The following is an 11,490-nucleotide window of genomic DNA, read 5'->3' on the forward strand; positions in this document are numbered from 1 at the left end:
TCTGTCCGTTGTCGGCGGGGGCGATGAGGGTGCCGCCCATCCTGGCCGAAACACCCGCGCCCCCCGGAGACTGCACGCACTCCCCGGCCCTCGTCCAACTCCTCGGCGGCCTCGCCAGGGGTGACGTCGAGATCGTCGGTCTCACCAGCGGGCTGAGCGCGAACACACCCGCACCCGAACTCCCCGAACCCTTCGCCGACCTCATCGGTTTCGGGCTCGAACAGGTCAGCGCCTACGACGAGCCCGGGCCCTGCCGACGGCACAACAACATCCACCCCGGTGAGCACGTCGGCACCCACCTGGACGCGCCCGTGCACTGGGTGACCGGGCGGGGCGCGCGGGAGGCCGCTCTCGGAGGCGGGGAGAGCACCCTGCGGGGTTCACGCGCCGAGGGCGAGACGGATGCCCAGGGTGAGCATGATGACCGCGATGACCCCGTCCAGCACCCGCCAGGCCCCGGGCCGGGCGAAGACCGGGCGGAGCAGGCGTGCACCGAACCCCAGGGCGAAGAACCACAGGAAACTCCCGGCCACGGCGCCGCCCGCCCACCACCAACGGGCTTCACCGACCTGCTGGTTGGCGACCGACCCGAGGAAGAGCACGGTGTCCAGGTAGACGTGCGGGTTGAGCCAGGTGAGGGCACAGGCGGTGAGGACCGCCGCTCGGAGGCCGGTGTGCTTGCGCGAGGAGGCGGAGGGGCCCGCGCTGACAGCGGTTGCCAGGGCGGCGGAGCCCGCGTCCGGGTCGGGGGCCGGATGAGTCGCAGGGGTGACTGCCGTGCGGGTGTCCCCCGCGTCGGCCTCGGAAGAGCTCTCCGCGGGCACCAGGACCTCCGCCCGCCCCGGGCGCAGAGCTCGGTAGGCGGCGAACAGCCCGTAGACCACGAGGAAGCCCGCGCCGAGCAGACGGACGGCCACCATCGCCGTGGGCAGGGCTTCGAGCAGGCCGCCGATGCCCACGACACCGGCGGTGATGAGCAGCGCGTCCGACACGGCGCAGACCAGCACCACCGCGAGGACCGTGGTCGGCCTGCCGTCGATACCGAGCCGGAGCAGGTAAGCGTTCTGCGCGCCGATGGCCACGATGAGCGCCAGGCCGGTACCCAGACCCATCAGCGCGGGGAGAAGAGTTTCGTTCACGAGGGGAAGCCTCCCCCAACTGCGAACTACAGTAAAGCTAAACTTTTTCAGAACCCCTAAGAGTTGCTTATTGACACACGTCAGGAGCTTGCGGATGCCCTTCCAGTTCGACCACCTGCGCACCCTGACGGCCTTGATCGACGAGGGCACCTTCGAGGCGGCCGCCCGCCACCTGCACGTGACCGCCTCGGCGGTGTCGCAGCGGGTGCGGGCCATGGAACAGACCGCCGGCAAGGTACTGGTCCAGCGCACCAACCCGGTCGTGCCCACCGAGGCCGGCGACGCGGTGCTGCGCTACGCCCGGCAGGTGCTCCTGCTGGACCGGGAGGTACTCTCCGCGCTCCAGGTCACGGGGCGCACGGGCGGTTGGGCCCGGGTACCTCTGGCCGTGAACGCCGACAGCCTGTCCACCTGGTTTCTGGAAGCGCTCTGCGATCTCCCACCGGAACTGGAGGCCGCCTTCGAGATCCACCGCGACGACGAGGAGCACACCACGAGCCTGCTGCGCTCGGGGGCGGTGATGGCGGCGGTGACCTCCACCCCGGAGGCCGTCCAGGGCTGCTCCGTGGAAGGGCTGGGGAGCATGCGCTACCGCGCGGTGTGCAGTCCGGCCTTCGCCGAGCGCTACGGCACCGGCGACCCCGAACTCCTCTTGGACGCGCCGGTGGTGAACTTCGACCGCAAGGACGACCTCCAGGACCGATTCCTGCGCGACCTGGCCGGAAGCCCCTCCCGGGGGCCGCGGCACTACATCCCGGCCTCGGAGGACTTCGCCCGCACCGTACTGCTGGGTTTCGGCTGGGGACTGGTCCCCGAGCACCAGTGCGCCCAGGAACTGGAGGCGGGCCGCCTGGTCGCGCTGTCCCCCGGGCACCCGGTGGAGGTCCGGCTGTACTGGCAGCGCTGGAACCTGAGGTCACCGCTGTTGGACGAGGTCACCGAACGCGTCCGCGCCGGAGCCCGCGCCCGCCTGCACCCGCTGTAGAGCGGCACCGCCCCACCAACGGGTGCCGCTGGTGCGCGGTCGGCTGTCCGGAGCCCCGGGGCACCCGTTCCTTTCGGTGGCGGCCCTGTTCGTGGCGGGTGGGCCGGTGTCGCGTCGTGCCAAGGCGGGCCGGCAGGTGTAGGCGGCGGGCGGCATCGGACAGGCAGCCGCTCCGCCGGGTGTTCCGGCGGCGCGGCAGGATCGTCGTGAAGTACGGTGCGGGGCCGGTTCGGCCGGGGTCGCGGTTCCGGCTGAACCGGCTCCGCACCTTCGCCGTGCCGTCGTTGGCACGACACCGCCGGGGCACGGAGCTCGTGTGCGCGTGTGAGCACGGTGTCGGGTTCGATGACGTGGCCCCACAGGCCTGAGGGGTCACGTCCTGTGCCCTGTCCCCTCCCTGACCGCTCCCGGCGGGCTCGCGCCCGGGTTCGCAGGGGGCGCGTATGACCATGCTGCGGGACCCGGCACGAGAGCGCTATCCGAGACCTTTCGGGGTGTCGTTCTCCTGGTCGAGGATCACGAGGTCGCGTTCGGTGACCACCCCGAAGTAGAGCGCCTTCTCGATGAGCGCCTGTGCGCGCCACCCCTGTCCGTGGCCGCCGCCCTCCAGCTCGACCTTGAACTTGTCCTTGAGCAGGTAGTCGACGTGGGCGTTGACTGCGGCCGGGCCGATGTTGAGGCGTTCGGCGACCTGGCGCTGGGTGGGGACCGGCGGAGTGAGGCCGCGCAGCCGGGGTTCGCAGTAGGCGACCAGGACCCGGTAGTAGGTGTGCCAGCGGTCCATACGGAAGCTGTTGGCCTCGGTGCGTTCGCCGGTGCTGTCCTCCCAGTCGTCGGTGTCCTGCAGGTCGCCGCCGGGGCCGGGGACGAGGATGGCGCTGCACGCCGCCGGGGCCATCACCAGGAAGCTGTGCTCGCCCTCGGCCCCGGGGATGCGCACCCGGGAGGTTTCGAAGGGCACCAGCATGCCGTGGGTGTTCGGGGGGACCTGGACGAACCCGGCCAGCCGCTCGGTGTTCTCCACGATGTAGGACTTGTTCGGGCTGAGGTTGCTGATCCGCCAGTGGTCCCCGTGGGAGATGATGTCCCCGGCGTGCCGGTGTACGGCACGGTCTCCAGCGGCCAGCCGCATGTCCACGTCCCGGTTGCGGCCGCCCCGGCCGAAGGTCCGTGTCTGGCCCGGGGCCAGGTGGTGGGTGTCCATGGGTGTGTCGCTCTCGTAGTCCTGCTGGACCGTGACGACCTCGTCGGCCTCGTCGATCAGGAGGGGGTGCACGCTCATGCCGTCTCCAGGGGGTGAGGGGATGCCCGCGGGGAGGGGCCTGCTCCCGCAGGATACTTCCTGTGGCCCTGCTGGAAGACGAAGTCGCGGTCGCGCCGCGGCCACGGCGATGATCGCCTGCCCCGGGAGGGCGCCGCGGTTCGGGCGGCGCCCCCGGTTCGATCAGCGGTGGTGGCGGGCCGCCCCGGTGGGGGAGCTCAGTCCTGGTAGAGCGCTTCCAGGTCCTTGGTGTAGCGGTCCACGACCACGCGGCGGCGGAGTTTGAGCGAGGGGGTCAGCTCCCCGGTGACCGGGCCCCACTCACCGGACAGGACCCGGTGGCGTTTGACCTGTTCGGGTCGGCTGAGCCGGGCGTTGGCCGCCGCCACCGCGCGCTCGACCTCCGCGAGCACCTCGGGGTGGGTGGACAGCTCGGCGGCCCCGGCGCCGATACCCCGTTCGCGGGCCCACAGCGTCGTCATCTCGGGATCCAGGACCAGTAGCGCCACCAGGAAGGGCCGGTTGTCGCCGTGCGCGAGGGCCTGGCCGACCAGAGGGTGTTCCTTGAGGGTGTTCTCCACCAGCGCGGGCGAGACGTTCTTGCCGCCCGAGGTCACGATGATCTCCTTCTTGCGGTCGGTGATCCACAGGAAGCCGTCGTCGTCGACCCGGCCCACGTCACCGGTGGGGAACCAGCCGTCCTCGTCCACGGCCGCCGCCACGGAGCCGTCCGCCTGGAGGTAGCCCCGGAACATCGAGGGGCCGCGCAGGTGCACCTCGCCGTCCTCGGCGACCCGTATCTGGACCCCGTCGATGGGGCGGCCCACCGAGCCCAGGCGGTGGCCGCCCGCGGCGGGGTTGTTGAGGGTGGCCACGCCCACGGACTCGGTGAGCCCCCACACGTCCATGACGTTGATGCCCAGGGAGGACCAGAAGCGCAGCACGTCCACGGGCATGGGTGCGGAGGCGCTGGAGGGCAGGACCACCCGGTCCAGGCCCAACCGGGCCAGCAACGGGGTGAGCACGGACTCCCGGACGCCCCGGTAGCGCTCCTGGAGTTCGGCGGGGACCTCCTCACCGCGTTCGAGGTGCCCGTTGTACTCGGCGGCGACCTCTCGGGCGGAGTCGATGACGGTGGCGATCTCCTCGGGCAGGGCCGCGAGGCGGGCGCGCACGGCCGTGGCGAGTTTCTCCCACACGCGCGGCACCCCGACGAAGTGCGGGGGCCTGACCTGGGGCAGGACCCCGGCCAGGGCGGCGGGGTCGGCGCACATCCACACGTGCGAGGCGCGCAACAGCGGCAGGTAGAGGGTGAGCAGGCGTTCGGCGATGTGGGCCAGCGGGAGGTAGCAGACGTGGCTGGGGTGGTCGGGCAGGTCCACGGCGGCGTCGAGGGCGGTGGCCTGGGCCAGGACCTGGCGATGGGTGATGGCCGCGCCCTTGGGGTCGCCGGTGGTGCCCGAGGTGTAGACGACGGTGACGAGGCGGTCGGGGGTGAGGTCGTGCCAGCGCTCGAAGGCACCGGCGGGCACGGTGTCGGCCAGACCCGTGTACGGGGTGTGGCCGCGTCCGGGGTCGGGATGGTCCACGACCACGAGGACTTCGAGTGGGGTCCGGGGGTCGTGGAGGAGCTTCTCCCAGTGGGCCGCCAGGTCGGCGTTCTCCACCACGGCCAGGCGTGCGCGGCTGTGCCGGCAGATGTAGCTGACCTGTTCGGGGGCGGCGGTGGAGTAGACGGTGGTGGGGACGGCTCCGGCGTGGACCAGGGCCATGTCGCAGAGCCAGTGCTCGGGCCGGTTGCCCATCATGAGCAGGGCGTGGTCGCCGGGGCGGACGCCGAGCGCGGCGTAGCCCTCGGTGAGCACGGCGACGGTGTCGTGGGCCTGGGACCAGGTGAGGGTGGTCCAGTCGGTGGTGCCCGGTTCGCGCCAGGACAGGGCGGGCAGATCGGGGTACTCCCGCGCGTTGCGCAGGAACAACTCGGGAAGGGTGCGGTTCGTGGGATCGTCCGCGGTGCCGGGAACGGAGGTCATGTGTACTCCTGGGACAGCTTCCTCGAAGGTGTGACCTAGGACACAAGGGAGCCTAGCATTCGGGCTTTTCCGACAAAGGGCTCCCGATTTTCCCTCCCCGGGGGCAGCGAGCGGGGTGCGCCGGGAAGACTTTCGGGAAAGCGGTGGAGCACCCTCCGGGCGCACCAGGGCACCGCGGCCGACACCCGGGATCTCGCCACCGGCGGGGCCTGCCACCCCACCGACGCCCCCGCCCCGCCGAACGCGCGCTTTCCGCGGGTGGATTCCGGGGACAAACACCAGAAGCCGGCCTCCGCCCCGCACACCCGCCGCCCGACCCGCACCGCGACCGCCGTCCAGGGAACCGCCGACGCCTGGACAATTCGCAAACCCAGATGCTACTCATGGGTAATACCCGTGGGTAACCGCCGGTAACACCCAGGCCGTTCCCTCGACCCCGCAACCGGCACCCCGCCCGCCCCCAGCGCACCACCCGTGCCCCCGCACTACCCAAGGAGCCATCCCCATGCCCGACTTCTCCCTCCAGCTCCCCGAAGAGATCAGCGACGTCCGGGACTGGACCCACGGGTTCGCCAAGGACGTCATCCGCCCCGCGGGCGCCGAGTGGGACGAGCGGGAGGAGACCCCCTGGCCGATCATCCAGGAGGCCGCCAAGATCGGCCTGTACTCCCTGGACTTCTTCGCCACCCAGGCTTTCGAGGAGAGCGGCCTGGGCATGGCGGTGGCGATCGAGGAACTGTTCTGGGGCGACTCCGGCATCGGCCTGTCCATCATGGGCACCGGCCTGGCCGCCGCCTCCCTGAGCAAGACCGGCACCCCCGAGCAGATCGGCGAGTGGGCTCCGCAGATGTTCGGCACCGCCGACGACGTCAAGCTCGCCGCCTTCTGCGCCTCCGAGCCGGGCGCCGGTTCCGACGTCTCCGCCATCAAGACCCGCGCCGTCTACGACCAGGCCAAGGACGAGTGGGTCATCAACGGCGTCAAGACCTGGGCCACCAACGGCGGTATCGCGAACGTGCACGTGGTGATCGCCTCGGTCGACCCCGAGCTGGGCTCGCGGGGCCAGGCGTCCTTCATCATCCCGCCGAACACCCCCGGCCTGTCCCAGGGCCAGAAGTTCCTCAAGCACGGCATCCGCGCCTCGCACACCGCCGAGGTCGTCCTGGACGACGTGCGCGTCCCGGGCTCCTGCCTCCTGGGCGGCAAGGACAAGTTCGACGAGCGCCTGGCCCGCGCCCGCGAGGGCAAGCGCTCCAAGGGCCAGGCCGCGATGAAGACCTTCGAGGCCACTCGGCCGACCGTGGGCGCCATGGCCGTGGGCTGTGCCCGCGCCGCCTACGAGTACGCCCGCGACTACTCGGTCCAGCGCGAGCAGTTCGGCAAGCCGATCGGCGACAACCAAGGGGTCGCGTTCCTGCTGGCGGAGATGGCGACCAGGATCGACGCCGCCCGCCTGCTGGTCTGGCGCGCCGCCTGGATGGCCCGCAACGGCAAGGACTTCGACAACGCCGAAGGCTCCATGAGCAAGCTCTACGCCTCCGAGACCGCCACCTTCGTCACCCAGAACGCCCTGCGCATCCTGGGCGGCAACGGCTACACCCGCGAGTACCCCGTGGAGCGCTGGCACCGCGACGCCACCATCTACACGATCTTCGAGGGCGCCAGCGAGATCCAGAAGCTCATCATCGGCCGCACCGTCACCGGCCTGCCGGTCCGCTGACCCCGACAGGCACTCCCCCGCAGGGGTGAGCCCCCGGGTGAGCGGGGAGGCTCAGGGGCGAGGAGGTGAGGCCGGTGTTCGAATGGCCCGCACTCGGCGCCCTGATCGCCGTGGCCGTGCCCGTCGCGATCGTCTTCCTGGTGCTGGGCGTCTTCAGGATCGTCCAGCGCCAGGCGGAACGAGCCGTCCGCTCACCCGAGTACTGGGACGAGGTCCCCGACGGCAAGCGCTACCCGACCGGCTGGGGCGAGGACGGCCCCGTCCGGGAATCCGGCGAGGAGCCTGCCGACGCCCCCGAGGAGCGCTCTCCGGGAGCAGCGGCGGAGAGCCCCCAGGCAGGGGAGGAGGAGCAGGGCCCGCCACGCGCGAACGACCGGTAGTCGACCAGCCACCGGCCGCGCCACCCACGGCGCGCAGGCCGCTCCGGCGACCCGGGACGCCCAGGCGGCTAGGGACGCCCAGGCGGCTCGGGCCGCTTCAGACGGCGCGGGCGACGGTGATGATCTCGCCGCTCGCGTCGGTGTACGGCCCCCGTTGCCAGTCCCCGTAGCGTTCGATGGTCTCGAACCCGGCCGCGGCCAGGAACCGGTCGATCTCCTCGGCCGAGGTGAACCGCAGCACGCCCCGGTCCACCCGCAGCGGTCGGCCGTCGCGGGTGGCGGTGGTCTCGGTCATCGTGACCACTCCGTCCGCCACCGACTCGATCCGGTGCTCCACCCGCAGCTCCCTGCCGTTGTGGTCCACCACCTCGGCGGCGTTCTCCGGTGTCCAGCTCTCCCAGGCCCGCGTCCGCGGGTTGCGGGTGCCGAACACGAACCGCCCGCCGGGTCTGAGCGCCGTGCGGATCGCGGCGAGGGAGTCCCGCAGCTCGACGCCGGTGACGAAGACCTGGAAGGCGTTACTGGCCATGAACGCGAGGTCGAACCCGCCCTGCCACTCACGCCGCCGGGCGATGTCGACCGCTTGGCCCTCCACCCACTCCACGTCCTGGCGTGAGCGCGCCCGCCGCAGCGAGGGCGAGTCCGGGTCGATCCCGCTGAGTCTGCCGCTGTGCCCCTGTTCCCGGGCCCGGCGCAGGATCATCCCGGTCCCGCACCCCACGTCCAGCACGGCGTCGGCGGCCATGACGTGGGAGAGGTAGAAGTCGTCACAGGGCGCCCAGGTGTTGAGGGCGTCGTAGAGCGCGGCGAGATCGTCATCCGAGTACATACGGGGCAGTATCGCCGCGTTCTCCCCCGACCGCACCCCGTTTTCGGCGGCCCGCCGCGATCAGCCCCTGGCGCTGCGGCGCCGGACCGCCATGCGCAGGTCGTCCGGGGAGACCTCGCGCCCGTCCTCGGTCAGATATCCCACCCGCACCGGCGCTCCGGTGCCGTCCTCGACCAGGGCCAGCGGGCCCCCGCCCTCCTGGAGGTGGGTGTCGCCCCAGTCCTTGAGCGCGAGGACCGCGGGCATGAGGTCGGCGCCCATGTCGGTGAGGACGTACTCGTGCCGAGTACGGCTGCCCGGCTCCTTGTAGGGCTCGCGGCGCAGCAGCCCGGCCTCGGTGAGCTGTCTGAGCCGGGCGGCGGCCACCGCCTCGGTGACACCGACCCGCTCCACGAAAAGGTCGAAGCGGCGCGTGCCGAAGAAGGCCTCGCGCATGATCAGCAGCGACGAACGCTGCCCCACGATCTCCAGCGCCTTCGAGATCGAACATGCCCGGGGCTGCCAGGAACGCAGATCGGCGAGCACGGGATCGAGTTTGATCGGCATACCGCCAAAATACCCGCTCCTCCCGGACCCGGGCGGAAGACCGCGTTGTCCGTGTGAGCGCTCTGCGACCGTTCCCGGACCAGCGGGCCAATCATTCCTTGGAGGCGGTGGCGGCCCACCAGATATTGACGTCGGAGTCGACCGCCCACCGGTCGATGTCGCGCAGTTCCTCCTCGGAGAAGTCCGTGTTCTCCACCGCCCCGAGGTTCTGCTCCAGCTGCTCCACGCTCGAGGCGCCGACCAGAGCCGTGGTGACGGTGCGCGGCCCCTGGTCCCGCAGAACCCAGGAGACCGCCATCTGCGCCAGGGTCTGACCGCGCTCGACGGCGATCTGATTGAGCGCCCGGGCCCGGCCCAGTACCTCCTCGGTGAGCATGTTCTCCCGCCAGCTGGGCCGCCCGATCCCGGCGCGGGAGTCCGCGGGCACGCTTCCGTCCAGATAACGGGAGGTCAGCAGCCCCTGCGCCAGGGGCGAGAAGGCGACCATACCCATGCCTTCGTCGGCGGCCGCCTCCAGCAGCCCGTCCTCCACCCAGCGGTTGAGCATCGAGTACGAGGACTGGTGGACGATCAGGGGCGTGCCGAGGTCGCGCATGATCGCCGTCGCCCGGCGGGTCAGCGACGGAGCGTAGGAAGAGATCCCCGCGTACATGGCCCGCCCGGACACCACCGCGTGGTGCAGGGCCAGCATGGTCTCCTCCAGCGGGGTGTCCGGGTCGGGCCGGTGGCTGTAGAAGACGTCGACGTAGTCCAGGCCCATGCGCTTGAGGGACTGGTCCAGCGAGGACAGCAGGTACTTGCGCGAACCGCCCCGCAGGTGCGGCCCGGACCCCATGACGTATCCGGCCTTGGTGGTGATCACCAGCTCTTCCCGGTAAGGACCGAAGTCCTCGGCCAGGATCCGGCCGAAGTTCTCCTCGGCCCGGCCCGGCGGCGGGCCGTAGTTGTTGGCCAGGTCGAAGTGGAAGACGCCGAGGTCGAAGGCGCGGCGCAGGATCCGGCGCTGCCCTTCCAGGCTCCGATCACCACCGAAGTTCTGCCACAGTCCCAGCGACAGCCGCGGCAGCCTCAGGCCGCTCCTGCCGCAGGTCCGGAACTCCAGCGAGTCGTACCGGTCCCCGCTCGCCACGTACGTGCCCAAACGTCCGCTCCCCTTCAGCCTGTCCAACCCGTTCAGCCGGTCGAAACCGGACCGCCGTCACCGGTCGCGCCGACGTTACCCGTCGATCGTGAGTTCGCCCATGCGGTCCCAGCCCTCGCCCTCGACCTCGCGGCTGACGATCAGCGGGGTCTCCTGCAGCAGCGGCTTCATGGCGGCCAGCCCGGCCTTGAAGTGGTCGCTGTTGACGTGGGCCTCGGCCGCGCCGTCCTTGAACGCCTCGACGAGCACGAACTCGTCGTCGCGCTCGACGCTGCGGGACCACTCGAACCACAGGTTGCCGGGCTCGGCGCGGGTGGCCGCGGTGAAGTCGGCGACCGCGTCGAGGAAGCTGTCCGTAGCCTCCGGCCTGGTCCGGAACTTGACGACGATCAGGATCATCCCGCATCTCCTCAGTGTTGTGCCACGGGGCACGCGGTAGTGCCGTGCCCCACGGTTCCCCACTCTTGCAGAGCGGAGACGGGCTGGACCCCACCAGACCGTGCGCGCGGGTGTTCGTCGCCTCACGGGGCGCCGTGGCCGATGCCGCACCGGACCAGTATTCCGCGGCCCGTCTCCTACCTCCCGAACCGTTCTCCGAGGTCCCCCTCAACCGCTCCCCCACTGATCGGAGCGGCGGGCGGCGCCCCGGGGCAGCGCTCAGGCGCCGCCGAGGGTGGTGCCGGGCAGGCGGGTGGCGCGCCACTCGCCGTCGTTACCCTGCCGGACCTCCAGGGCGCCGGGGCTCTCCTCGGCGTGGACCAGTTCGACGTTGGCGATGAGGGCGTCGCCGTCCAGGTCGGTGCTGACGGTGACCTCACCGATCTCGATGGCGTCGGCGCCGGGCACGTTGGCGACGTACTCGGGGAAGGCCTCCGCGCAGTCCTCGGCGCCCCCTCCCTGGGCGATGATCGCGGCCTGGGCACTCTCGTCGACGAAGGCGCAGCCCGCCTCACCGTCTCCGGCCGCGAAGGAGGCGAGGAATCCCTCGGCCACGGCCTGGGCCGCCGCGGCGGCCTCGTCCTCATCGGGTCCGGCCGCGGCTTCCCCGTCCACCTCCTCGACGGAGTTCTCGTCGGGGGTCTCGTCGTCGCCTCCGCAGGCGGCGAGGGCGAGGAACAGGGGCAGGGCTGCACACAGGAGGGTACGTCGCATGGGGGTTGCCTTCCGGGAGCGGGTGGGGTCGGCCGACGGAGGAGACCGGTGGTGTCGGCACCGTCGAAGCCATCCGTGACGCACCATTGTTACCGCATTCACCCGTTTGATGACTACGCGTACCCGCACTTTTCCTTCCCACCCCCTGGTGAACAGGCAAGACACGGCTGCGGATTCGGTTCTTCCCAGCCTCGGCCGGGGCTGCCCACCCCGTGGTGCGCACTTTTCGCCCGTGCTCAGCCACCGCGGGCACTACTCCGGCGGGCGTCCCCCCAACCGCTGCCGACGACGATCGCCCACACCA

The 11,490-nt window shown here is 71.3% G+C and carries 11 protein-coding genes and 1 pseudogene; 4 read left to right on the forward strand and 8 right to left on the reverse strand.

The window, feature by feature from the left end:
• Window positions 1–23: 23 nt before the first annotated feature.
• A pseudogene (locus tag HNR07_RS36110) lies at window positions 24–317 on the forward strand (cyclase family protein); the annotation flags it as partial.
• Window positions 318–380: 63 nt separating this feature from the next.
• Here HNR07_RS36110 and HNR07_RS15370 read toward each other — a convergent pair.
• Complete coding sequence (locus HNR07_RS15370; RefSeq protein ID WP_312893812.1) at window positions 381–1,139, reverse strand: LysE/ArgO family amino acid transporter; 759 nt, start codon at window positions 1,137–1,139, stop codon at window positions 381–383.
• 94 nt (window positions 1,140–1,233) lie between these two features.
• On the opposite strand from HNR07_RS15370, the gene HNR07_RS15375 reads away from it, so the two are divergent.
• Window positions 1,234–2,124 (forward strand): LysR family transcriptional regulator ArgP, encoded by an 891-nt coding sequence (locus HNR07_RS15375; protein ID WP_184365589.1) that lies wholly within the window; start codon window positions 1,234–1,236, stop codon window positions 2,122–2,124.
• 475 nt (window positions 2,125–2,599) lie between these two features.
• Here the strand turns inward: HNR07_RS15375 and HNR07_RS15380 are convergent, their stop codons facing one another.
• Together HNR07_RS15380 and HNR07_RS15385 are read right to left on the reverse strand one after the other, a co-directional pair.
• A complete protein-coding gene (locus tag HNR07_RS15380) occupies window positions 2,600–3,406 on the reverse strand; it encodes a winged helix-turn-helix domain-containing protein (protein WP_184365590.1) in 807 nt (268 codons plus the stop codon).
• Between the two features lie 197 nt (window positions 3,407–3,603).
• Window positions 3,604–5,418: an AMP-dependent synthetase/ligase gene (locus tag HNR07_RS15385; protein ID WP_184365591.1), complete on the reverse strand. Its 1,815-nt coding sequence runs from the start codon at window positions 5,416–5,418 to the stop codon at window positions 3,604–3,606.
• Between the two features lie 505 nt (window positions 5,419–5,923).
• On the opposite strand from HNR07_RS15385, the gene HNR07_RS15390 reads away from it, so the two are divergent.
• On the forward strand, window positions 5,924–7,138 hold the full coding sequence (locus HNR07_RS15390) for an acyl-CoA dehydrogenase family protein (protein WP_184365592.1): 1,215 nt from the start codon (window positions 5,924–5,926) through the stop codon (window positions 7,136–7,138).
• A 74-nt stretch (window positions 7,139–7,212) separates the two neighbouring features.
• On the forward strand, window positions 7,213–7,518 hold the full coding sequence (locus tag HNR07_RS34400) for a hypothetical protein (protein ID WP_221320138.1): 306 nt from the start codon (window positions 7,213–7,215) through the stop codon (window positions 7,516–7,518).
• 97 nt (window positions 7,519–7,615) lie between these two features.
• Here HNR07_RS34400 and HNR07_RS15400 read toward each other — a convergent pair whose 3' ends face one another.
• The 5 genes from HNR07_RS15400 to HNR07_RS15420 form a co-directional block, all read right to left on the reverse strand.
• On the reverse strand, window positions 7,616–8,347 hold the full coding sequence (locus HNR07_RS15400; protein ID WP_184365593.1) for a class I SAM-dependent methyltransferase: 732 nt from the start codon (window positions 8,345–8,347) through the stop codon (window positions 7,616–7,618).
• Window positions 8,348–8,407: 60 nt separating this feature from the next.
• On the reverse strand, window positions 8,408–8,893 hold the full coding sequence (locus HNR07_RS15405; RefSeq protein ID WP_184365594.1) for a winged helix-turn-helix transcriptional regulator: 486 nt from the start codon (window positions 8,891–8,893) through the stop codon (window positions 8,408–8,410).
• Between the two features lie 91 nt (window positions 8,894–8,984).
• Window positions 8,985–10,034 (reverse strand): aldo/keto reductase, encoded by a 1,050-nt coding sequence (locus tag HNR07_RS15410; protein ID WP_184365595.1) that lies wholly within the window; start codon window positions 10,032–10,034, stop codon window positions 8,985–8,987.
• 75 nt (window positions 10,035–10,109) lie between these two features.
• Entirely contained in the window at window positions 10,110–10,433 is a 324-nt protein-coding gene (locus HNR07_RS15415) for a putative quinol monooxygenase (protein WP_184365596.1), read from the reverse strand.
• A gap of 258 nt (window positions 10,434–10,691) precedes the next feature.
• Window positions 10,692–11,186, reverse strand: coding sequence for a lumazine-binding domain protein (locus HNR07_RS15420; RefSeq protein ID WP_184365597.1), 495 nt, complete (start codon window positions 11,184–11,186; stop codon window positions 10,692–10,694).
• Window positions 11,187–11,490 lie beyond the last annotated feature (304 nt).

Origin of the sequence: Nocardiopsis metallicus, assembly GCF_014201115.1 — a bacterium.
GTDB classification, from domain to species: domain Bacteria; phylum Actinomycetota; class Actinomycetes; order Streptosporangiales; family Streptosporangiaceae; genus Nocardiopsis; species Nocardiopsis metallicus.

Bases quoted from the DNA above. Each gene is read 5' to 3' on its own strand.
- HNR07_RS15375 (WP_184365589.1), top strand. From the start codon at position 1,234: ATGCCCTTCCAGTTCGACCACCTGCGCACCCTGACGGCCTTGATCGAC.
- HNR07_RS15380 (WP_184365590.1), bottom strand. From the start codon at position 3,406: ATGAGCGTGCACCCCCTCCTGATCGACGAGGCCGACGAGGTCGTCACG.
- HNR07_RS15385 (WP_184365591.1), bottom strand. From the start codon at position 5,418: ATGACCTCCGTTCCCGGCACCGCGGACGATCCCACGAACCGCACCCTT.
- HNR07_RS15390 (WP_184365592.1), top strand. From the start codon at position 5,924: ATGCCCGACTTCTCCCTCCAGCTCCCCGAAGAGATCAGCGACGTCCGG.
- HNR07_RS15400 (WP_184365593.1), bottom strand. From the start codon at position 8,347: ATGTACTCGGATGACGATCTCGCCGCGCTCTACGACGCCCTCAACACC.
- HNR07_RS15405 (WP_184365594.1), bottom strand. From the start codon at position 8,893: ATGCCGATCAAACTCGATCCCGTGCTCGCCGATCTGCGTTCCTGGCAG.
- HNR07_RS15415 (WP_184365596.1), bottom strand. From the start codon at position 10,433: ATGATCCTGATCGTCGTCAAGTTCCGGACCAGGCCGGAGGCTACGGAC.
- HNR07_RS15420 (WP_184365597.1), bottom strand. From the start codon at position 11,186: ATGCGACGTACCCTCCTGTGTGCAGCCCTGCCCCTGTTCCTCGCCCTC.